Raw genomic sequence first — 19,606 nt, 5'->3', positions numbered from 1 at the left:
ACGGCGCCGCCCTTCCCGCACGGGCGTTACGGCCGTCGCCGTGTCCGGTCGCCGTGCTCGCCGCCGTCAGCGGAAGCGCCGTACCCCGGACGGTGTCACCACCGCGTCCACCGGCCGGTCGTGGGGCTCCTCGGGGACGTGCGCGACGACCTCCCCGTCGTACAGCAGCACCAGCAGCACGGGACGCGCGCCGGCCCGCTCCAGACGCGCGAGGACCCGGTCGTACGACCCGCCGCCGCGTCCCAGCCGCATGCCGCGCCCGTCGACCGCCAGGCCCGGCAGCAGCACCACGTCGGCCTCCGTCACCGCGTCCGGCCCCAGGCGCTCACCGGCGGGCTCGGACAGGGCCATCCGCCCGCCGTGCCGCACGCGCGCGAGGGAGCCCTCGCCGGTGTACTCGCCCCAGTCCAGGTCGTTGTCGGGCAGCAGGGCGGGCAGCAGGACGCGCACGCCCCGCGCGCGCAGCGCGTCGAGCAGCGCGAGGGTGCCCGGCTCGGCGCCCACGGAGACGTACGCCGCCACGGCGCGCGCCCCCGCGACCTCCGGTGTCCCGAGCGCCCGCGCGGCCAGCGCTTCGGCCGCTTCCCGCACGTCATCCGCCGTCAACCCGTTCCTCACCGCGAGGAGGTCCCGCCGCAACGTTCGCTTGTCAGGCTGGGCTCCAGGTCCGATGTGACTCAAAAGTCGCTCCCGTACCGCTCTCATGCGCTCATATGAGCACCACTGATCCGGAGTCACAGATTCTCCCTATTGGCACCGGATATGGTGGCGCGCATGACTCAGTCCCACCCCAGGATCAGCAAGGCCGTCATTCCCGCGGCCGGGCTCGGTACCCGGTTCCTGCCGGCGACCAAGGCCACTCCCAAGGAGATGCTGCCGGTCGTCGACAAGCCGGCGATCCAGTACGTGGTCGAAGAGGCCGTGACCGCGGGCCTCGGCGACGTCCTCATGGTGACGGGCCGCAACAAGCGCCCCCTGGAGGACCACTTCGACCGCAACTACGAACTGGAGTCCGCCCTTCAGAAGAAGGGCGACGCGGGCCGCCTGGCCAAGGTCCAGGAGTCCAGCGACCTCGCGATGATCCACTACGTCCGCCAGGGCGACCCCAAGGGACTCGGTCACGCCGTGCTGTGCGCCGCCCCGCACGTCGGCGACGAACCCTTCGCGGTCCTGCTCGGCGACGACCTGATCGACCCGCGCGACCCGCTGCTCCAGCGCATGATCGACGTCCAGGAGCAGTACGGCGGCAGCGTCATCGCCCTCATGGAGGTCGAGCCCGAGCAGATCCACCTCTACGGCTGCGCCGCCGTCGAGGCGACCGCGGACAGCGACGTGGTCAAGGTCTCCGGACTGGTCGAGAAGCCCGACGCGGCCGACGCGCCGTCCAACTACGCCATCATCGGCCGCTATGTGCTCGACCCCCACATCTTCGCCATACTGCGCAAGACCGAGCCCGGCCGGGGCGGCGAGATCCAGCTCACCGACGCCCTCCAGCAGCTCGCGGAGGACGAGACCGTCGGCGGCCCGGTGCACGGCGTCGTCTTCAAGGGCCGCCGCTACGACACCGGTGACCGGGGCGACTATCTGCGTGCCATTGTCAGACTCGCGTGCGAACGTGAAGACCTGGGCCCGGACTTCCGGACCTGGCTTCGCAGTTACGTAGCCGAGGAGATGTAACGACGTTGAGCAGCACCGCACACCGCGACGCCGGCCACGACCGCACCGCCGAGGACTCCGGTCCCGACCGGCTGTGGTCGGTGCAGGAGCACCTGGACGACATCCTCGCCACCGTCCGCCCCCTGGAACCCATCGAGCTGAACCTGCTCGATGCCCAGGGGTGCGTCCTGGTCGACGACATCACGGTGCCGCTCTCCCTGCCGCCCTTCGACAACAGCTCGATGGACGGGTACGCGGTGCGCGTCGCCGACGTCGCGGGCGCGAGCGAGGAGTTCCCCGCCGTCCTGGACGTCGTCGGGGACGTCGCCGCCGGACAGGCCGACCCGCCGTCCGTCGGCCCCGGCCAGGCCGCCCGCATCATGACGGGCGCCCCGCTGCCGCCCGGCGCCGAGACCGTCGTCCCCGTCGAGTGGACCGACGGCGGGCTCGGCGAGGGCCCGGTGGCCGGCATGCGCGCCCGCAGCCTGGCCCCCGAGGGCGCCGAGGGCCACGTGCACGTGTACCGGCCGGCCGAGGCACGCGCGCACGTCCGCGCCAAGGGCAGCGACGTCCGGTCCGGCGACCGCGCCCTGGAGGCGGGCACCGTCCTCGGCCCGCCGCAGATCGCCCTGCTCGCCGCGATCGGCCGCGGCAGGGTCCGGGTCCGGCCCCGGCCGCGCGTGGTGGTGCTCTCCACCGGCAGCGAACTCGTCCAGCCCGACGAGGACCTGGGTCCCGGTCAGATCTACGACTCCAACAGCTTCGCCCTCACCGCCGCCGCCCGCGACGCCGGCGCCATCGCCTACCGCGTGGGCGCCGTCGCCGACGACGCCGGGACCCTGCGGTCCACCATCGAGGACCAGCTGGTCCGCGCCGACCTCATGGTCACCACCGGCGGGGTGAGCGTCGGGGCGTACGACGTGGTCAAGGAGGCGCTGGCCCACGTCGCCGACGAGGACGAGCCCGGCAGCGGCGTGGACTTCCGCAAGCTCGCCATGCAGCCCGGCAAGCCCCAGGGCTTCGGCTCCATCGGCCCCGACCACACCCCGCTCCTCGCCCTGCCGGGCAACCCGGTGTCGTCGTACGTCTCCTTCGAGCTGTTCGTCCGCCCGGCGATCCGCACCCTCATGGGCCTCGGCGACGTCCACCGCCCGACCACCACCGCGACCCTCACCGCCGACAAGGCGCTGACCTCGCCGAAGGGACGCCGGCAGTTCCTGCGCGGCACGTACGCCGACGGCTCGGTCACCCCGGTCGGCGGCGCCGGCTCCCATCTGGTCGCCGCCCTCGCGCACGCCGACGCGCTGATCGTCGTCCCCGAGGACACCGAGTCCGTCGAGCCCGGCGCCGACGTCGAGGTGGTCCTGCTCGGCTGACCGCGCCCCGTTGGCGGTACCGTGTCGCGCACAGCAGGCCCACGCGCCGCACCGCGCCGGGCCCGGACCGGGAGCGCCACACGAGCATGAGTACCGAGGACCGACCCCCGCACGACGGCCAGGACCCGCAGGGCCGGCTGACGCACATCGACGAGGCGGGCGCCGCCCGCATGGTCGACGTGTCCGGCAAGGACGTGACCGCCCGCACCGCGCGCGCGAGCGGGCGCGTCCTCGTCACCCCCCGCGTGGTCGAGCTGCTGCGCGGCGAGGGCGTCCCCAAGGGCGACGCCCTGGCCACCGCGCGCATCGCGGGCATCATGGGCGCCAAACGCACCCCCGACCTGATCCCGTTGTGTCACCCGTTGTCGGTCTCCGGTGTGAAACTGGACCTGTCGGTCACGGACGACGCCGTGGAGATCACCGCCACGGTGCGGACGACGGATCGCACGGGCGTCGAGATGGAGGCGCTCACCGCGGTCTCCGTCGCCGCGCTCACCGTGGTCGACATGGTCAAGGCGGTCGACAAGGGAGCGGTCATCACGGACGTGCGCGTGGAGGAGAAGACGGGCGGCAAGTCCGGCGACTGGAGCCGGTCATGACGCTCGACGCGTCGGCGGGCGGTGCGACGCGCGCGCCGTACAGGGCCCTGGTCGTCACCGCCTCCAACCGGGCCGCCGCCGGGGTCTACGAGGACAAGGGCGGGCCGCTGATCGCCGAGGGCCTGCGCCGCTTCGGCTTCGCCGTGGACGGACCCCGGGTCGTCCCCGACGGCGACCCCGTCGAGGCCGCCCTGCGCGCGGGCGCCGAGGCGGGCTATGACGTGATCGTCACCACCGGCGGCACCGGCATCTCGCCCACCGACCGCACCCCCGAGGCGACCCGGGCGGTCATCGACCACGAGGTCCCCGGCATCGCGGAGGCGATCCGGGCGTACGGCCGGGACAAGGTGCCGACCGCGGTGCTCTCCCGGGGCCTGGCCGGAGTGGCGGGCGGCACGCTGATCGTCAACCTGCCGGGCTCCTCGGGCGGCGTCAAGGACGGCCTGGCCGTGCTGGAGCCGCTGCTCACGCACGCCGTCGACCAGCTCCGCGGCGGTGACCACCCCAGACCCGCCAGTGGTGGGGGTGCGAGCTGAACAGCCCATCCTGGCCCGTGGAGCTGTGGGACGGCGACATCGTCCTCAGGCCGATAAAGCTGCGCGACCAGCGGGCCTGGCGCGAGGTCAACCGGCGCAACCGCGACTGGCTGCGGCCCTGGGAGGCGACCATCCCGCCGCCCACGCCCGGCGGCCCGCTCGCGCACCGGCCGACCTACCGCCAGATGGTGCGGCACCTGCGCTCCGAGGCCCACGCGGGCCGGATGCTGCCGTTCGTCATCGAGTACCAGGGCAGGCTGGTCGGGCAGTTGACGGTGGCCGGGATCACCTGGGGCTCGATGTGCTCCGGGCACGTCGGCTACTGGGTGGACGAGGCGGTGGCCGGCCGCGGGGTGATGCCGACGGCCGTGGCGATGGCGGTCGACCACTGTTTCCGCACCGTCGGACTTCACCGCGTCGAGGTCTGTATTCGCCCCGAGAACGCGCCCAGTCGCCGGGTCGTGGAGAAACTCGGATTCCGCGAGGAGGGCCTGAGGCCGCGTTATCTCCACATCGACGGAGCCTGGCGCGACCATCTCGTCTTCGCGCTCACCGCGGAAGAGGTCCCGGAAGGGCTGCTGCGACGCTGGCACCGGTCACGGGACCGGAGTACGCCCAACGCGGGTAATTGAATATACGTTCGAAATTGATCGGCTCGCGACCGTCCCGAAACGCATAACGTCGACGGTCTGGTAGTCGGCTGATCGGATCGATCACAAAAAAAGTTCGAAATATCAGCCAGATCGTGCGACACACCGGCTCAATTGGCGGATGGCCCCACGCAAACCCCTCTACCGTGTGAGGCGTGAGCAGCAGCGGCCTCATCTACGCAGTCATCGTCGGGGCCTGGGCCGCCTACTTGGTGCCGATGTGGCTCCGTAGGCAGGACGAGCTGAACGAAGCCCGTCCGACGGAACGCTTCAGCACCGCCATCCGGCTGCTTTCCGGACGGGCGGGCATGGAGCGCCGGTACGCCAAGGACCTGCAGTCGCGCTCCGCCGACGAGGCGGAGCCCGACGCCGACACCCCGGACGCCGTCACCGACTCGGTCGACGTCCGGGCCTTCGCCGTGTCCCGGACCCGCCGACAGGCGCGGCCGGACGCGGGCGCACACCCGCAGGACGCCAGACCCGGACGCCCCGACGAACCCGCCCGGTCCGCCGAATCCGCCCGGCCGGCTGAACCCGCGCGGTCCGCCGAAGCCGCCCGGTCCGCCGAAGCCGGACGACAGGCGGAAGCCGGACGCCAGCCGGAAGCCGGACGCCAAGGCGAAGCCGGACGCCAAGGCGAAGCCGGGCGCCGGGCGGAGACCGGGCGCGTGCCGCAGGCCCGGCGCGCACCCGTCTCCCCCTCGGCCGCGGCCCGCGCGAGGCGCAGCAAGGTCCTCGCGCGCCGCCGCCGTACGACCGTGATGCTGTTCCTCGCCTTCACGCTCGGCTCCGTCGTAGCGGCCGTCGGCGGACTCGCGTTCCTGTGGGCGCCCGCAGTGCCCGCGGTGCTGCTCAGCGCCTACATCGCCTACCTGCGCGCGCAGGAGCGCCGCCGGTTCGCCTTCCAGATGGACCGCCGCCAGGCCGAGGCCGCCGCGCGGCGCCTGCGGGACCGCGACCCCCGCCCGCGCCGGCGCACCCCCGCCGACCCCGCCGAGGCCCTCGGCGACCCCGCCTGCGACACCGAGGAGCCCGACGACGGCCCCGAGGCCGAGCCCGCCTCCGGCCTGTCGGCGCTCGCCGCGGACCGGCGCGCACTGGTCGAGCAGACCGACCACGCCGAGTGGGTCGACCAGCAGCGGGAACGGCAGCGCAGGCCCCAGGGCGACAGCTGGGACCCGGTCCCCGTGCCCCTGCCCACCTACGTCACCGCTCCCGTCGCCCCCCGCGCCACCCCCGACGTGGACCTCGGCGGGCCCGACGCGTGGAGCGCGGCCCGCTCCAGCACCGTCACCCCCGAACAGGACGCGACGGCCCCGTCCGCACCGGAGCGCCCGGCCGACCCCGCCGACCCGGCCGACCGGGCCGAGGAGCGGCAGGAGACCCCCGGCCGCAGCGACGCCCGTCGCGCCGCCTCCGCCCGCCGCGCCCGGGAGCGCGGACGGACCCCGCTCTTCGACCAGTACGAGGACGGCGACCGCCCCCGCGCGGCCAACGAGTAGCCCCTGCCGGGGCCGCCTCCCCCGGGGCACCGGAAGCGATTTTTGAGCAGGCCGGTCGGGGTGCTAAAGTTTCACTCGTTGCAAGGGCCTGTGGCGCAGTCCGGTAGCGCACCTCGTTCGCATCGAGGGGGCCAGGGGTTCAAATCCCCTCAGGTCCACGCACATTGGCGAAGGTCCCGTCCGATCATCACGATCGGACGGGACCTTCGTCGTTTCCGGGTCGCGGAGCGCGGGATCGCGCGCCGGCCCGGGCGGGCGGCGCGCGTCGACGCGGCTACGGGGTCTGGAGCGCCTTCGCGTAACAGAGGCTCTCCTCGTGGAAGCGGTAGTAGCCGAACTTCGCGCAGGGCTGGTAGCCGCTGGACGTGTACAGGGCCACGGCCTCCGGCTGCTTGGTCCCGGTCTCCAGCACCATGCGGGTGCGGCCCGCCGCGCGGGCGTCCTCCTCCAGCGCCGCCAGGATGCGCCGGGCCAGGCCCCGGCCGCGCACCTGCTCGATCACGAACATCCGCTTGAGTTCGGCGTCCCCGTCGAGATTGCCCTCGTCGTTGGCGTCCTGGCTGCGCCAGCCGCCGGAGGCGACCGGGACGTCGTTCTCGTCGTACGCGATCAGGTACAGGCCGTTCGGCGGCGCGAAGTCCGACGGGTCCAGGTGCGTGGCGTCGCCGCCGTCGCCGTAGCGGACGTCGTACTCGGCCTGGACCTCGTCGTTGAGCTTCACGGCGTCGGGGTGGTCGAAGGGGACCCGGCGTATGTTCATGCTTCCTACCGTATATCGATGCGGAGTCCGGAGCGGGACAGCGTCCAGTGTGCCGGTATCGTGCCGGGATGTTCACCGTGACCTCCGTCAACGTCAATGGCCTGCGCGCCGCCGCGAAGAAGGGCTTCGTGGAGTGGCTCGCCGGCACCTGTGCCGATGTGCTGTGCCTCCAGGAGGTGCGGGCCGAGCCCCAGCAGCTGCCGGAGCACGTCCGTACGCCCGACGGCTGGCACGTGACGCACGCCCCCGCCGCCGCCAAGGGCCGCGCCGGCGTCTCCCTCTACACCCGCCGCGAGCCCGACCGCGTCCAGGTCGGCTTCGGCTCGACCGAGTTCGACGGCAGCGGCCGGTACGTCGAGGCCGACCTGCCCGGTGTGACGGTCGCCTCCCTATACCTGCCCTCCGGCGAGGTCGGCACCGAGCGCCAGGAGGAGAAGGTCCGCTTCATGGGCGAGTTCCTCGCCTACCTCAAGGAGCTGCGCGAGCGGGCCGCCGCCGACGGCCGCGAGGTCGTCGTCTGCGGCGACTGGAACATCGCCCACCGCGAGGCCGACCTCAAGAACTGGCGCGGCAACACCAAGAACTCCGGCTTCCTGCCGGAGGAGCGGGAGTGGCTGGGCCGGGTCCTCGACCCCGCCGAGGGCGGCTACGTGGACGTGGTGCGCGCCCTGCACCCGGATGTCGAGGGGCCGTACTCGTGGTGGTCGTACCGGGGGCGGGCTTTCGACAATGACGCGGGTTGGAGGATCGACTACCAGGTGGCCACCGCGGGGCTGGCCGCCAGGGCGGTCAAGGGGTATGTCGAGCGGGCCGCCACGCATGCCGAGCGGTGGTCCGACCACGCGCCCGTGACCGTGGTCTACGACCGCTAGGGGGCGTCGTTCGGATCATGCCGGGGTCGCGGGGTGTGGCACGCACATCTGCGGCGTTGTCGTCGGTTGCCAGGGCTCCGCCCTGGCGCCCTCCTCCGCCTTGCGGCTGCACGCACCACACCCCGCTCGACTCGGCCACAAGGCACCGTGGCTCGGAGCCGACCTGATCCAGACGACACCCCCTAGCCCCCGTCCCGTTCCCGTCCGGTCCTCGTACGGTCCTCGTCCGCCGGATTCCGTATCCGGCGGTCCAGGGCCAGGGAGAGTTCCGCCTCGATCACGCTGCGGGCGAGGGGGCGCAGGCGGGGGAGGTCCTGTTCGGGGGCGTGGCGCAGGACCAGGTCGGCGAAGAGGCCGGCGAGGGCGTCCGCGTGTTCGCGGACGCGGGCGCCGGCGCGGAGGACCTCGGCGAGGGGGATGCCCTCGCGGACCAGGGCGGAGGAGACCTCCAGCAGGCGGTGGCTGATGTGGACGATCTCGTCGCCGTCGGTGCCGAGGTAGCCGAGGTCCATGGCGGCGGCGAGGTTCTCGGGGGTGTCCTGGCCGTGGAAGCGGTCGGCGAGTTCCTCGGGGGTGAGGCGGACCGGGGTCTCCTCGGTGGGTTCGCCGAGGCCCAGCAGGTCGCCGACGTCGCGGCCGTGGTCGAAGGCGTCGGCGAGTTCCGCGATGCCGTTGAGGGTGTGGCCGCGCTCCAGCAGCGCCGCGATGGTGCGCAGGCGGGCCAGGTGGTGGTCGTCGTACCAGGCGATGCGGCCCTCGCGGCGGGGTGGCGGGATCAGTTTGCGTTCGCGGTAGAAGCGCAGGGTGCGCACCGTGATGCCGGCCAGCCGGGCCAGTTCCTCCATGCGGTATTCGCGCTTCTCGGTCACGGCACGACCCTAAGTCGTACCGACGGTAACTTTCCTCCGCCCGACCCCTACCCATGAGTACGGAGCTGTTCTACCCTCCCCATTGCGCCAGTGTTCACTGGCAGAGTTCTAGGCGATGCGTGGAGGCTTCGGGATGGCCGAGCACGAGCAGGTTCAAGAACACGTGCGGGTGGCGGTGGTCGGGTCCGGTTTCGGCGGGCTGGGGGCCGCCGTGCGGCTGCGCCGCGAAGGGATCACCGACTTCGTGGTGCTGGAGCGGGCCTCGAGCGTCGGCGGCACCTGGCGGGACAACAGTTATCCCGGGTGCGCCTGCGACGTGCCGTCCCACCTGTACTCCTTCTCCTTCGCGCCCAACCCCGAGTGGCCCCGCACCTTCTCCGGGCAGGAGCACATCCGCGCCTACCTGGAGCACGTCACCGACACCTTCGGGTTGCGTCCCCACCTCCGCTTCGACTCGGAGGTGAAGCGGATGGCGTGGGACGGCGAGCAGGCGCGGTGGGAGATCGACACCGCGAGCGGCCGGCTGACCGCCGACGTCGTGGTCTCCGCGAGCGGGCCGCTGTCCGACCCCAAGGTGCCGGACATCCCGGGCCTGGACTCCTTCCCCGGCAAGGTCTTCCACTCGGCCCGCTGGGACCACGACCACGACCTCACCGGCAAGCGCGTCGCCATGATCGGCACCGGCGCCTCCGCGATCCAGATCGTGCCGTCCATCCAGCCCGAGGTCGGCCGCCTCACCCTCTTCCAGCGCACGCCGGCCTGGGTGATGCCCCGCATGGACCGGGCGATCAGCGGCGCCGAGCGCGCCCTGCACCGGGCGCTGCCCGTCACCACCAAGCTGCGGCGCGGGCTGCTGTGGGGCATCCGGGAACTCCAGGTGCAGGCGTTCACCAAGCACCCCAACGAGCTGGGCTTCGTCGAGCAGATCGCCAAGCGCAACATGGGCGCCGCCATCAAGGACCCGGCCCTGCGTGCCAAGCTCACCCCGGACTACCGCATCGGCTGCAAGCGGATCCTGCTGTCGAGCACGTACTACCCGGCGCTCGCCAAGCCCAACGTGGACGTCGTCGCCAGCGGGCTGAGCGAGGTGCGCGGCTCCACCCTCGTCGCCGCCGACGGCACCGAGGCCGAGGCCGACGTGATCATCTTCGGCACCGGTTTCCACGTCACCGACATGCCCATCGCCGAGCGCGTCGTGGGCGCGGACGGGCGGACCCTCGCCGAGACCTGGAAGGGCGGCATGGAGGCCCTGCGCGGCGCCTCGGCGGCCGGCTTCCCCAACTTCATGACGATCATCGGGCCCAACACCGGGCTCGGGAACTCGTCGATGATCCTGATGATCGAGTCGCAGCTGAACTACATGGCGGACTACCTGCGTCAGATCAACGTGCTCGGCGGCCGGGTCGCCCTCGACGCCCGGCCCGCCGCCGTGCGGAACTGGAACCACCGGGTGCAGGAGCGCATGAAGCGCACGGTGTGGAACACCGGCGGCTGCACCAGCTGGTACCTGGACGCGAGTGGCCGCAACACCACCGTCTGGCCGGGCACGACCGCCGAGTTCCGGCGCTTGACGCGGCGGGTGGACCTGGCCGAGTACGACGTGCTGCGCCCGGCCGTCGCCGGAGCGGGCACCGGCACCGGCGCGGACGCGGGCGCGGGCAGGGACGCCGGCGCGGAGGTGAGCGCGTGAGCCGCCTGCTGCACGTCGCCGCCGGGCCGTACGCCCCGCCCGTGCCGGCCCGCGAGCTGACCGTCACCGCCGCCGACGGCGCCCGCATACACGTCGAGGTGCACGGCCCCGAGGAGGCGCCCGCGGTCGTCCTCGCGCACGGCTGGTGCTGCTCGACCGCCTTCTGGGCGGCGCAGATCCGCGAACTGGCCGCCGACCACCGGGTCATCGCCTACGACCAGCGCGGTCACGGCCGCAGCCCGGCCGATCCGGCGTGCGGCACCGAGGCCCTCGCCGACGACCTGGAAGCCGTCCTCGCGGCCACGCTCGGACCGGACGAACGGGCCGTGATCGCCGGGCACTCCATGGGCGGGATGACGGTGATGGCCGCCGCGGCCCGGCCCCGGGTGCGCGCGCACGTGGCGGCCGTGCTGCTGTGCAGCACCGGCAGTTCGCGGCTGGTGGCGTCCTCGACCGTGCTGCCGCTCGGGGAGGGCCGGGTACGGACCTGGCTGACCCGGCGGGTCCTCGGCTCCCGGGCCCCGCTCGGGCCGGTCACGCCGCTGGCGCGCAGGATCCTCAAGTACGGCACGATGGGACCCGGTTCGGCACCGCACATGGTCGAGGCCTGCGCCCGTATCGTGCACGCCTGCCCGCGCGGGGTGCGGCACGCCTGGTCGCAGGTGCTGGACCTGCTCGACCTCGACCACGGCGTACGGGAGTTGCGGATGCCGGTCGAGGTGGTGGTCGGCACCGCCGACCGGCTGACCCCGCCCGTGCACGCCCGCGCGCTGGCCGCCGCGCTTCCCCACTGCGTGGGGCTGACGGAACTCCCGGGTCTCGGCCACATGACGCCGGTGGAGGCGCCGGACCTGGTCAGCGGGAAGATACGCGCGCTGGCCGCCACCTACCTGACCGTCATATCCGCCGATCGCGTCGAGGACGCCGTACACGCCGAGGAGAGCGCATGAGCAGGGTGAGCCTGGAAGGGCGGGTCGCCGTCGTCACCGGAGCCGCTCGGGGCGTCGGGGAGCTGCTGGCCCGCAAGCTGTCCGCGCGCGGGGTGAAGGTCGCCCTGGTCGGCCTGGAGCCGGACGCGCTCAAGGAGGTCTCCGCGCGGCTGCACAGCGACAGCGAGCACTGGCACGCCGACGTCACCGACCACGAGGCGATGGCCCAGGTCGCCCGGGAGGTGAAGGAACGCTTCGGCAGGATCGACATCGTCGTCGCCAACGCGGGCGTCGCCACCGGCGGTCCCTTCGTCGAGTCCGACCCGGTGTCGTGGCGGCGGGTGATCGAGGTCAACCTGGTCGGCTCGGCGGTGACGGCCCGCGCCTTCCTGCCGGCGCTGCTGGAGAGCCGCGGCTACCTGCTCCAGGTCGCGTCCCTCGCCGCCCTCACCCCCGCGCCGATGATGAGCGCCTACTGCGCCTCCAAGTCCGGTGTGGAGGCGTACGCGCACTGTCTGCGCGGCGAGGTCGGCCACCGGGGCGTGAAGGTCGGCGTCGGGTATCTGTCCTGGACCGACACGGACATGGTGCGCGGCGCGGACCAGCACGACGTGATGCGGGAGTTGCGGCAGCGGCTGCCCTGGCCGTCGAACAAGACGTACCCGCTGGGCCCGGCGGTCGACCGGCTCGTGGAGGGCATCGAGCGGCGTTCCGCCCACGTCTACGGGCAGTGGTGGCTGCGCGGCATGCAGGGGATGCGCGGGTATCTGCCGGCCGTCATCGGCACCGTCGGGCAGCGCGAGATGCGGCGCTTCGGGGACCGGTTGAACGGGGTGCGGCCCGGCCTGGTCGGCGCGGGCGGAGCGGCCGACGAACAGGAGCGGACCAGCGCCGCTACGGTCCGTAAGTGATCGACATGCGCACGGTCACGGCTCGTGTGAATCTGATCGAGCCCGGCCGATCCGGCCGGACCCGAACAGCACAGGAGTGAACCCACATGGGTATGAAGGACCAGTTCCAGAACAAGGCCGAGCGCATGCAGGAGCAGGGCAAGCAGCGTGCCGAGCAGGGCAAGCAGCGTGCCGAGCAGGCCAAGGACCAGTTCCAGAACCGCGACCGCCGTCGTGACGAGGACGAGGCCGACCCGTCCTCGCGCCGCCGGGACGCGGACGAGCGGTTCCAGGAGAGCTACGACGCCTGACGCGTCGCGGCCGAAGTGACGCAGGGGCGCCCTCCGTTCGCGCGGAGGGCGCCCTTGCGCGTGTCCGGGCGGGCCGGCGCCTGCCCGCTCGGGTCCGGGCGGGCCGACGCCTCAGGCGCGAGGATCAGGCGCGGGGAATCAGGCACGGGGATCAGGCGCGGGGATCAGGCGCGGGGTGGCAGTGGCGGGCGGGAGCGGTCGGGTACGTCCCCGTAACCGGGCGGCGTGGCGGGCGGGTTGGTCTCCAGCAGCTCCAGCGCCAGCCGGACCGCCTCGTCCAGCACCGGGTAGCGGCCCTCGGCCCAGTCCAGCGGGGTGCGCAGGGCCTCGACGTCGGGGGCGACGCCGTGGTTCTCCACGGACCAGCCGTACGCGTCGAACCAGGCCGCGTTCATCGGCACCGTGATCACCGTGCCGTCGCCGAGGCGGTGCCGGCCGGTCATGCCGACCACGCCGCCCCAGGTGCGCTGCCCGACCACCGGGCCGAGCCGCAGCAGCTTGAACGCGGCCGTGATCATGTCGCCGTCGGAGGAGGTCGCCTCGTCCGCGACCGCGACGACCGGGCCGCGCGGGGCGTCGGAGGTGTACGACACCGGCTGGGCGTCCCGCGTCAGGTCCCAGCCCAGGATGGTGCGGGTCAGCTTCTCGATGACGAGTTCGCTGATGTGCCCGCCCGCGTTGCCGCGCACGTCCACGATCAGCGCGGGCATGGAGACCTCCATGCGCAGGTCCCGGTTGAACTGCGCCCAGCCGGAGCCGCCCATGTCGGGGATGTGCAGGTAGCCGCAGCGTCCGCCGCTCAACTCCCGTACGACCGCCCGGCGTTTGGTCACCCAGTCCTGGTAGCGCAGCGGCCGTTCGTCGATCAGGGGGACGACGGCGACCCTGCGGGCGGGGCCCGGGCCGCCTTCCGCCGGGGCGAAGGTCAGCTCCACCGTCGTACCGCCCGCGCCGGCCAGCAGCGGGTACGGGCCCGTCACCGGATCCACCGGGCGGCCGTCCACGTGGGTCAGGGCCGCGCCCTCGCGGATGCCCGTGCCGGCCAGCGGGGAGCGGGCCTTGGAGTCGGAGGAGTCGCCGGGCAGGATGCGCTTGACCACCCACCGGCCGTCCCGGCACACGATGTTGGCGCCGAGCAGGCCCTGCCAGCGCTGGTAGTGCGCCGGGCCCTCGTTGCGCCGGGCGGCGACGACGTAGGCGTGCGAGGTGCCCAGCTCGCCGAGCACCTCGCGCAGCAGGTCGGCGAACTCGTCCGGGGTGGCGACCCGTTCGACCAGCGGGCGGTACTGGTCCAGCACCGCGTCCCAGTCGATGCCGCACATGCCGGGGTCCCAGAAGTAGGCGCGGATCAGACGGCCGGCCTCGTCGTACGCCTGGCGCCACTCGGCGGCCGGGTCGACCTCGTGCAGGATGCGGCGCAGGTCGATCCAGGTGGTCGAGTCGCCGTCGCCCGCCTCGGTGGCCGGTACGGCGCGCAGGTCGCCCTCGTCGAGCACGACCAGGCGGGAGCCGTCGCCGCTGACCCGGAACCAGTCGAGGTGGCCGACCAGTTCGGACTTCCTCGCCTTGGCGAGGTTGAAGTGCTCCAGGGTGGGCCGCTCGCTCGGGTCGGCCGGATTGGCGAAGGTCTCGCCGAGCGCGCCGGAGATGGGCCAGCGCAGCCAGACCAGGCCGCCGCCGGCGACCGGGTGCAGCGCCGAGTACTTCGAGGCGGGGACCGGGAACGGGGTCACCCGCGCCTCCAGCCCCTCCACCTCGACGGTCACCGCGCCGCCCTCGCCGGGCTCGTCCTCCAGCGGGTCCAGGCCCCCGGCGGCCGGGCGGCCCTCCGGGTTCAGGGCGAAGGGGGAGGGGGTCGCGGAGGACAGCGGTACGAGGTAGGGGCGGCAGCCCAGCGGAAAGGAGAGGTCGCCGGTGTGCACGTCGTACACCGGGTCGAAGCCGCGCCAGGAGAGGAAGGCGAGGTAGCGGCCGTCCCGCGTGAACACCGGGTTCTCGTCCTCGAAGCGGCCGTCGGTGACGTCGATCACCAGCGGGCCTCGCCGGGCGTTCTGGCCGTCCTGGCCGTTCCGTCCGCCGATGCGGGCCATCTTGATCTGCCGCAGGGAGCGGCCGATGCCGGGGTGGGACCAGGTGAGCCAGGCCCCGTCCGGGGAGAAGGCTAGGTCGCGCACGGGGCCGTTGCCGGACCGGACCAGCTCGATGACGCCGCCTGCGGCGGTCCCGGCGGGACGGGCGTCGCGGCTTGGGCCCGCCGGGGCTCCCGGACCCGCCGGGTCTTCCGTGCTTTCCGGGGCTCCCGGACCCGCCGGGCTTCCCGAGTCTCCCGTGCCCTCCGGGCCTCCCGTGCCCCCCGTCCCCTCCAGTGCCTCGACGGTGTCCGTCTCCTCCGAGACGTCGAGGAGCAGCAGTCGGCCGTCGTGCGAGGCGATGGCCAGCCGCTCGCCCGCCGGGTCCGAGACCAGCTCCAGCACCCGGCCCAGCCGTCCGGAGGCCAGCCGGCGGGGCGCGCGGCCGCCGGTCGCGCGGGGCAGGTGGCCGATCTCGACGGCGTCCTCGCCCTCCGCGTCCGTCACGTACGCGATCCGGCCGCTCTCCCCGAGCATCTCGGGCAGCCGCACCCGTACCCCGGGCGTGTCGGCGAGGGTGCGGGCGGGGCCGTCGCGGTGGGTGAGCCAGTACAGGCTGCCGCGTACGACGACGGCGCTGGCCCGGCCCGTCTCGTCGACGGAGACGCCGCCGACGTGCTGGGCGGCGGGCACCTGATACCGGCGCCGCCCGGCCCGGGGCCCGCTCAGCCGCACGTCGAGCCGGCGCGGCACCGCCCCGGGCGACAGGTCGTCGACGATCCACAGGTCGCCCGCGCACTGGTACACGACGCGGTTGCCGTCGCTCGACGCGTGCCGGGCGTAGCAGGCGTCGTGGTCGGTGTGGCGGCGCAGGCCGGAGCCGTCGTGGGCGCAGGAGTAGAGGTTGCCGACGCCCTCGTGGTCGGAGAGGAAGGCGATCCGCCCGCCGACGAACATGGGGGAGTGCAGGTGCCCGGGGAGGTCGGGCAGCAGCCGCTTCCCGTGCAGCCAGAGCCGGCCCGTGGCGCCGCCCCGGTAGCGCTTCCAGGCGGCCGGCTCGTGCGGCGGGGTGCCGGTGAGGAGCAGGGTCCTGCGTTCCCCGTCGAGGTCGGCGGCCTGGATGTCGGTGACCGGGCCCCAGGGCAGTTTGCGGCCGGGGTCGCCGTCGGGGACGACCTTGTGCGCCCAGGTCAGATGGGAGAAGGGCTCACCGTGCGAGGAGACGGCGAGGACGGCCGTGCCGCCGTCCGGGTCGGGGGGCGTCCAGCCGCACACCCGCGCGTCCAGGCTGCCCCAGTGGGTGAGCTGCCGTGCGGGGCCCCCGTCCACGGGGACGAGGTGGACCTCCGGCACCAGGCTGCGCCAGCTGGTGTACGCGATGTGCCGGCCGTCGGGGGAGAAGCGGGGGTGGCCGGTCTTGGCGCGGTCGACGGTGAGCCGCCAGGCGCGGCCCGGCCCGTCGAGGCGGGCGAGCCAGAGGTCGTCCTCGGCCACGAAGCACAACTGGTCGCCACTGAGGTGCGGAAGGCGCAGATAGCTCACCCACCCCATGCTTTGCCGGGGGCCGGGCACCGGCAACTCGGCCCCGCGCCCGCGGACGTTTATGAGTAACCGACAACCGTGACCCAGACCACGTACGAAACCGTTTCGTTTCGTTAGGGGTGGGGGTACATTGGTCCTGTACGAAACGGTGTCGTACTGAACGGAAGCAGGAAGGAGTGAGCGAGATGACGGCCGAAGCCGCCACCGCACGCCGCAGCAGGATCACTCCCGAGCGCGAGGCCGAGCTGTACGAGGCCGTGCTCGACCTGCTCCGCGAAGTCGGCTACGACGCCCTCACCATGGACGCCGTGGCCGCCCGCACCCGGTCCAGCAAGGCGACGCTCTACCGCCAGTGGGGCGGCAAGCCCGAGCTGGTCGTCAAGGCCATGCGGCACAACAAGCCCGGTGAGATCGACGAGGTCGACACCGGCACGCTGCGGGGCGACCTGCACGCCCTGATGGCCCACGAGGACGACTGCACCATGGCCCAGAACTCCGCGCTGATGCGGGGCGTGGCCATGGCGCTGCACCAGAACCCGGACCTGCGCCAGGCCCTGCGGGACCAGCTCATCGAGCCGGAGATGGTGCAGTTCCGGCGCCTGCTGCAACGCGCCGTCGACCGGGGCGAGATCAGAGCGGACTGTCCGGCGCTGGACTTCCTGGTGCCCATGATGGTCGGCGCGTTCGCCACCCGCACACTGCTGGAGGACCAGCCCCCGACCCGGGCCTTCCTCCTCTCGTACATCGACGCCGTGATCCTCCCCGCCCTCGGCGCACCCACCACCTGACCTGTCCCCCCTCCGACACCTCCGACAGGCCACCCCAGACACGTCCCCCAGTTGAGCCCCACCTGACGTCACCGCTCACGTCGTCGGGCCGATCCCCCCTGCCCTGATGATCCACGACCTGACCGGGAGTACGCCCTCGTGGCCACGTTCCTCTACAAACTCGGCCGGCTCGCCTTCCGCCGACGGCACTTCGTCGCCCTCATATGGGTGGCGCTGCTGACGCTCGCGGGCGTCGGCGCGGCCAGCGCCCCGCCGGCCGGCACCACCTCCTTCTCCATCCCCGGCACCGAGGCCCAGAAGGCCTTCGACCTGCTGGAAGAGCGCTTCCCCGGCACCAGCGCCGACGGGGCGACCGCACGGGTCGTCTTCAAGGCGCCGGCCGGCGAGAAGATGACGGACGCCGGCCACAGGGCGACCGTCGAGAAGACCGTCGGCGACCTCGCCGACGGCTCCGAGGTCGCCTCGGCCGTCGACCCGTACACCGGCAACGCCGTCAGCGAGGACGGCACGATCGCCTACGCGTCGGTCAGGTACGACGTCTCCGGCATGGAGCTGGAGGACTCGACCAAGGACGCCCTGGAGGACGCCGCCCAGCAGGCGCGCGACGCCGGGCTTACCGTCGAGATCGGCGGTGACGCGCTCCAGGCCGTCCCGCACACCGGCGCCACCGAGATCATCGGCATCGGCGTCGCCGCCGTGGTCCTCGTCATCACCTTCGGCTCGCTGGTAGCGGCCGGGCTGCCCCTGCTGACGGCCCTGATCGGCGTCGGCATCGGCGTCGCCTCGATCACGGCCCTGGCCAGCGCGCTGGAGCTGGGCTCCACCACCTCCATCCTGGCGATGATGATCGGCCTCGCGGTCGGCATCGACTACGCCCTGTTCATCGTCTCCCGCTACCGCGCCGAACTCGCCGAGGGACGCGAGCGCGAGGAGGCCGCGGGCCGCGCGGTCGGCACCGCCGGATCGGCGGTCGTCTTCGCCGGCCTCACGGTCGTCATCGCCCTCGTGGGCCTCGCGGTCGTGAACATCCCGATGCTGACCAAGATGGGCGTCGCGGCGGCCGCCACCGTCGCCATCGCCGTCCTGATCGCCCTCACGATGGTCCCCGCGCTGCTCGGCTACGCCGGCCGCAGGGTCAAGCCGGCCGGTGCGAAGGGCAAGCTGCTGGGCCGCCGCGCCCCCCGCGAGGACGCCGACCGGAACGCGGACACGCGGACGGCGGAGAAGCGGCAGCCCAAGGACAACCTCGGCACCCGCTGGGCGCGCTTCGTCGTCCGGCGTCCGGTCGCCGTCCTCCTGCTGGGCGTCGTCGGCCTCGGCGCCGCGGCCGTCCCGGCGGCCTCCCTGGAACTGGGCCTGCCCGACGACGGCTCCCAGCCGACGTCCACGACCCAGCGCCGGGCCTACGACCTGCTCTCGGAGGGCTTCGGCCCCGGCTTCAACGGCCCGCTGATGGTCGTCGTGGACGCCAAGGGCAGCGACGCGCCGCAGCAGGTGTTCACCGACGTGTCGAACGAGATCAAGGGCCTCGACGACGTCGTGGCGGTGACCCCGCCCGCGCCCAACAAGGCCGGCGACACCGCGACGATCACCGTGATCCCGGACTCCAAGCCGTCCTCCGTCCAGACCGAGGACCTGGTGCACGCCATCCGTGACGCGGGCGGCGACATCAAGGCGGACACCGGCGCGGAGACCTTGGTGACCGGCTCGACGGCGATGAACATCGACGTCAGCCAGAAGCTCAACGACGCGCTGGTGCCGTACCTGGTCCTGGTGGTCGGCCTGGCCTTCCTCCTCCTGATCGTGGTCTTCCGCTCGATCCTGGTCCCGCTGAAGGCGGCCCTCGGCTTCCTGCTCTCCGTCATGGCGGCCCTCGGCGCGGTCGTCGCGGTCTTCCAGTGGGGCTGGCTGTCCGGCCTGATGGGCGTCGAGGAGACCGGTCCGGTCATGTCGATGATGCCGATCTTCATGGTCGGCGTGGTCTTCGGCCTGGCGATGGACTACGAGGTCTTCCTGGTCACCCGTATGCGGGAGGCGTTCGTCCACGGCGAGCAGCCCGGCCAGGCGGTCGTCACCGGCTTCAAGCACGGTGCGCGGGTGGTCACGGCCGCGGCGGTCATCATGATGGCGGTCTTCGCGGGCTTCATCGGCTCCAGCGAGTCGATGGTCAAGATGATCGGCTTCGGCCTGGCGATCGCCGTCTTCTTCGACGCGTTCGTCGTCCGCATGGCCATCGTCCCGGCGGTCCTCGCCCTGCTCGGCAAGAAGGCCTGGTGGCTGCCGAAGTGGCTGGACCGCGCACTGCCCAACGTGGACGTCGAGGGCGAGGGCCTGCGCACCGCCGAGGAGCGGGGCGCCGACCCCGACGAGGACCGGGCGCTGGTGCGCACCTGACACCCGTCGCCCGACGGGCACGACAGAGACCAGCCGGTGAGGGCTCCGTGGGGACGGGGCTGCCCTCACCGGCTTCCTGTCGTACATCCTGGTACGGGGATGTACGAGGGACCTAGGGGGATGTACGGACGCGGCGCCGGCCCCGCAACCCGGTCGCGTGCCGGGTACACGCA

Annotated in this window: 17 protein-coding genes and 1 tRNA gene; 14 read left to right on the top strand and 4 right to left on the bottom strand. The window is 73.0% G+C overall.

The annotated features are described in order from the left end of the window. Window positions 1–66 precede the first annotated feature (66 nt). Window positions 67–705: a 5-formyltetrahydrofolate cyclo-ligase gene (locus tag ACFIF2_RS34470; RefSeq protein ID WP_395577230.1), complete on the bottom strand. Its 639-nt coding sequence runs from the start codon at window positions 703–705 to the stop codon at window positions 67–69. Between the two features lie 69 nt (window positions 706–774). Between ACFIF2_RS34470 and galU the strand changes: the two genes are divergently transcribed. The 7 genes from galU to ACFIF2_RS34435 all read left to right on the top strand — a co-directional run bounded on the left by galU (window position 775) and on the right by ACFIF2_RS34435 (window position 6,477). Next, window positions 775–1,677, top strand: coding sequence for a UTP--glucose-1-phosphate uridylyltransferase GalU (gene galU / locus ACFIF2_RS34465; protein WP_395577229.1), 903 nt, complete (start codon window positions 775–777; stop codon window positions 1,675–1,677). Window positions 1,678–1,682: 5 nt separating this feature from the next. Beyond that, window positions 1,683–3,032, top strand: coding sequence for a gephyrin-like molybdotransferase Glp (gene glp / locus ACFIF2_RS34460; protein ID WP_395577228.1), 1,350 nt, complete (start codon window positions 1,683–1,685; stop codon window positions 3,030–3,032). 86 nt (window positions 3,033–3,118) lie between these two features. After that, a complete protein-coding gene (gene moaC, locus ACFIF2_RS34455) occupies window positions 3,119–3,631 on the top strand; it encodes a cyclic pyranopterin monophosphate synthase MoaC (protein ID WP_395577227.1) in 513 nt (170 codons plus the stop codon). After that, window positions 3,628–4,167 (top strand): molybdenum cofactor biosynthesis protein B, encoded by a 540-nt coding sequence (locus tag ACFIF2_RS34450; protein ID WP_395577226.1) that lies wholly within the window; start codon window positions 3,628–3,630, stop codon window positions 4,165–4,167. The genes moaC and ACFIF2_RS34450 overlap by 4 nt, the downstream gene beginning before the upstream one ends. Before the next feature lie 17 nt (window positions 4,168–4,184). Next, a complete protein-coding gene (locus tag ACFIF2_RS34445) occupies window positions 4,185–4,799 on the top strand; it encodes a GNAT family N-acetyltransferase (protein WP_395577225.1) in 615 nt (204 codons plus the stop codon). A gap of 173 nt (window positions 4,800–4,972) precedes the next feature. Beyond that, window positions 4,973–6,319, top strand: a complete 1,347-nt coding sequence (gene glpR / locus ACFIF2_RS34440) for a gephyrin-like molybdotransferase receptor GlpR (RefSeq protein WP_395577224.1) — start codon at window positions 4,973–4,975, stop codon at window positions 6,317–6,319. Between the two features lie 84 nt (window positions 6,320–6,403). After that, window positions 6,404–6,477, top strand: a tRNA-Ala gene (locus ACFIF2_RS34435). Window positions 6,478–6,593: 116 nt separating this feature from the next. On the opposite strand, the gene ACFIF2_RS34430 is transcribed toward ACFIF2_RS34435, so the two are convergent. Further along, window positions 6,594–7,079 carry a GNAT family N-acetyltransferase gene (locus tag ACFIF2_RS34430; protein WP_395577223.1) on the bottom strand — a complete coding sequence of 162 codons (486 nt, stop codon included), beginning with the start codon at window positions 7,077–7,079 and terminating at the stop codon, window positions 6,594–6,596. Window positions 7,080–7,147: 68 nt separating this feature from the next. On the opposite strand from ACFIF2_RS34430, the gene ACFIF2_RS34425 reads away from it, so the two are divergent. After that, window positions 7,148–7,951, top strand: coding sequence for an exodeoxyribonuclease III (locus tag ACFIF2_RS34425; protein WP_395577222.1), 804 nt, complete (start codon window positions 7,148–7,150; stop codon window positions 7,949–7,951). A gap of 182 nt (window positions 7,952–8,133) precedes the next feature. Here the strand turns inward: ACFIF2_RS34425 and ACFIF2_RS34420 are convergent, their stop codons facing one another. Further along, complete coding sequence (locus ACFIF2_RS34420; RefSeq protein WP_395577221.1) at window positions 8,134–8,820, bottom strand: MerR family transcriptional regulator; 687 nt, start codon at window positions 8,818–8,820, stop codon at window positions 8,134–8,136. A 133-nt stretch (window positions 8,821–8,953) separates the two neighbouring features. On the opposite strand from ACFIF2_RS34420, the gene ACFIF2_RS34415 reads away from it, so the two are divergent. From ACFIF2_RS34415 to ACFIF2_RS34400, 4 genes are all read left to right on the top strand, one after another. Beyond that, window positions 8,954–10,510 (top strand): flavin-containing monooxygenase, encoded by a 1,557-nt coding sequence (locus tag ACFIF2_RS34415; RefSeq protein WP_395577220.1) that lies wholly within the window; start codon window positions 8,954–8,956, stop codon window positions 10,508–10,510. After that, a complete protein-coding gene (locus ACFIF2_RS34410) occupies window positions 10,507–11,460 on the top strand; it encodes an alpha/beta fold hydrolase (RefSeq protein WP_395577219.1) in 954 nt (317 codons plus the stop codon). Before ACFIF2_RS34415 ends, ACFIF2_RS34410 begins: the two co-directional genes overlap by 4 nt. Then, window positions 11,457–12,350, top strand: coding sequence for an SDR family oxidoreductase (locus tag ACFIF2_RS34405; protein ID WP_395577218.1), 894 nt, complete (start codon window positions 11,457–11,459; stop codon window positions 12,348–12,350). The genes ACFIF2_RS34410 and ACFIF2_RS34405 overlap by 4 nt, the downstream gene beginning before the upstream one ends. A gap of 86 nt (window positions 12,351–12,436) precedes the next feature. Continuing rightward, window positions 12,437–12,640, top strand: coding sequence for a hypothetical protein (locus ACFIF2_RS34400; protein WP_395577217.1), 204 nt, complete (start codon window positions 12,437–12,439; stop codon window positions 12,638–12,640). Window positions 12,641–12,804: 164 nt separating this feature from the next. Here the strand turns inward: ACFIF2_RS34400 and ACFIF2_RS34395 are convergent, their stop codons facing one another. Beyond that, entirely contained in the window at window positions 12,805–16,260 is a 3,456-nt protein-coding gene (locus tag ACFIF2_RS34395; RefSeq protein ID WP_395577216.1) for a S41 family peptidase, read from the bottom strand. Between the two features lie 176 nt (window positions 16,261–16,436). On the opposite strand from ACFIF2_RS34395, the gene ACFIF2_RS34390 reads away from it, so the two are divergent. Then, window positions 16,437–17,039 (top strand): TetR/AcrR family transcriptional regulator, encoded by a 603-nt coding sequence (locus ACFIF2_RS34390; RefSeq protein ID WP_395577215.1) that lies wholly within the window; start codon window positions 16,437–16,439, stop codon window positions 17,037–17,039. Window positions 17,040–17,177: 138 nt separating this feature from the next. Beyond that, window positions 17,178–19,433 carry an MMPL family transporter gene (locus ACFIF2_RS34385; RefSeq protein WP_395577214.1) on the top strand — a complete coding sequence of 752 codons (2,256 nt, stop codon included), beginning with the start codon at window positions 17,178–17,180 and terminating at the stop codon, window positions 19,431–19,433. The last annotated feature ends 173 nt before the right edge of the window (window positions 19,434–19,606 follow it).

Source organism: Streptomyces sp. BK79 (assembly GCF_044142145.1).
Classification (GTDB): domain Bacteria; phylum Actinomycetota; class Actinomycetes; order Streptomycetales; family Streptomycetaceae; genus Streptomyces.
This window is presented reverse-complemented; position numbering and strand designations above follow the sequence as displayed.

Excerpts from the sequence above, each read along its gene's own strand:
- ACFIF2_RS34470 (WP_395577230.1), bottom strand. The coding sequence starts at position 705 with ATGAGAGCGGTACGGGAGCGACTTTTGAGTCACATCGGACCTGGAGCC.
- galU (WP_395577229.1), top strand. The coding sequence starts at position 775 with ATGACTCAGTCCCACCCCAGGATCAGCAAGGCCGTCATTCCCGCGGCC.
- moaC (WP_395577227.1), top strand. The coding sequence starts at position 3,119 with ATGAGTACCGAGGACCGACCCCCGCACGACGGCCAGGACCCGCAGGGC.
- ACFIF2_RS34450 (WP_395577226.1), top strand. The coding sequence starts at position 3,628 with ATGACGCTCGACGCGTCGGCGGGCGGTGCGACGCGCGCGCCGTACAGG.
- ACFIF2_RS34430 (WP_395577223.1), bottom strand. The coding sequence starts at position 7,079 with ATGAACATACGCCGGGTCCCCTTCGACCACCCCGACGCCGTGAAGCTC.
- ACFIF2_RS34425 (WP_395577222.1), top strand. The coding sequence starts at position 7,148 with ATGTTCACCGTGACCTCCGTCAACGTCAATGGCCTGCGCGCCGCCGCG.
- ACFIF2_RS34415 (WP_395577220.1), top strand. The coding sequence starts at position 8,954 with ATGGCCGAGCACGAGCAGGTTCAAGAACACGTGCGGGTGGCGGTGGTC.
- ACFIF2_RS34405 (WP_395577218.1), top strand. The coding sequence starts at position 11,457 with ATGAGCAGGGTGAGCCTGGAAGGGCGGGTCGCCGTCGTCACCGGAGCC.
- ACFIF2_RS34400 (WP_395577217.1), top strand. The coding sequence starts at position 12,437 with ATGGGTATGAAGGACCAGTTCCAGAACAAGGCCGAGCGCATGCAGGAG.
- ACFIF2_RS34395 (WP_395577216.1), bottom strand. The coding sequence starts at position 16,260 with ATGGGGTGGGTGAGCTATCTGCGCCTTCCGCACCTCAGTGGCGACCAG.
- ACFIF2_RS34390 (WP_395577215.1), top strand. The coding sequence starts at position 16,437 with ATGACGGCCGAAGCCGCCACCGCACGCCGCAGCAGGATCACTCCCGAG.